An 858-nucleotide genomic window follows, 5' to 3' on the forward strand; every position below is an offset into this window, starting at 1 on the left:
GTTACGGCGTGCGCACCGGCGACGCCTATGAGCAATCGCAGGTAGCCGCCCACGTGATGCTCACCGTCGGCCCCAAGCTGTCGGGCCCGGTCGAGGCGGCGCTGCGCAAGATCCCCGAGGTCCGCTCACTGCTCTCGGTCAGCGGCACCTTCGACATGATCGCCATCGTGCAGGCCGGCTCGATCGAGCGGCTGGACGCGCTGATCGACGGCATTGGCCTGCTCGACGGGGTGGAGCGCACCAATACCTCAGTGGTGCTGTCTACGCGGATTCACCGCTAGGCCGCTTGAAGCCGACCCTCAACTGACTTGCGAAAGAAAATCTGCCGGCCGTTCCAGCGTTTTGACATGGCGCTAAACCCGAGGCCCGTATAGATTCTGGTCGAAGCCGCATTGAACTCGTTCGTGTCCAGGCACACGCTGGCGCAGCCGGCCTGGCACGCATGCGCCAGTGCGAACTCGATGAGCGCCTTGCCCGTACCCTGCCTGCGAACGGACGGGTCAACAAACAGGTCTTCAATGGTGGCCTCGGTGCCGCTGGCCCACATGGAATGGCGATAGCGTTGCAGCACGTAACCCGAGGCTTGGCCGTGAACCATGGCGATGAAGAATTCCGCGTCTTGCGACCCAAGCAACTTGCGGACGCTGTCGCCAAACTGGACGTCCGAGGGCGTGTGCCGCTCCAGATGGTTGCGAAAGGCGACGGCCATGGCCACGATGGCTGGCTCATCTTGCGGGGTGGCGATACGGATGTGCATGGTGAGTGGCTGGCGTCGTGAAGTGGCGAAAGGGAAACCGGCAGAGCTGACTGTTTGTTGCTGCTGTTGCTTCCTCACAGTCTGCAGGAGCAGCCCCCACG

Annotated in this window: 2 protein-coding genes; one reads left to right on the plus strand and one right to left on the minus strand. The window is 63.2% G+C overall.

Annotation, left to right across the window (positions count from 1 at the left end; translation table 11 throughout):
• Positions 1 to 281: Lrp/AsnC ligand binding domain-containing protein (locus AC1DWI_RS24830; RefSeq protein ID WP_477726134.1), on the plus strand; the 281-nt coding region annotated here is incomplete at its 5' end.
• Here AC1DWI_RS24830 and AC1DWI_RS24835 read toward each other — a convergent pair.
• Positions 278 to 757 (minus strand): GNAT family N-acetyltransferase, encoded by a 480-nt coding sequence (locus AC1DWI_RS24835; RefSeq protein WP_477669433.1) that lies wholly within the window; start codon positions 755 to 757, stop codon positions 278 to 280. The genes AC1DWI_RS24830 and AC1DWI_RS24835 overlap by 4 nt on opposite strands.
• Positions 758 to 858: the final 101 nt, after the last annotated feature.

The organism is Polaromonas sp. P3_C2, from assembly GCF_056402675.1.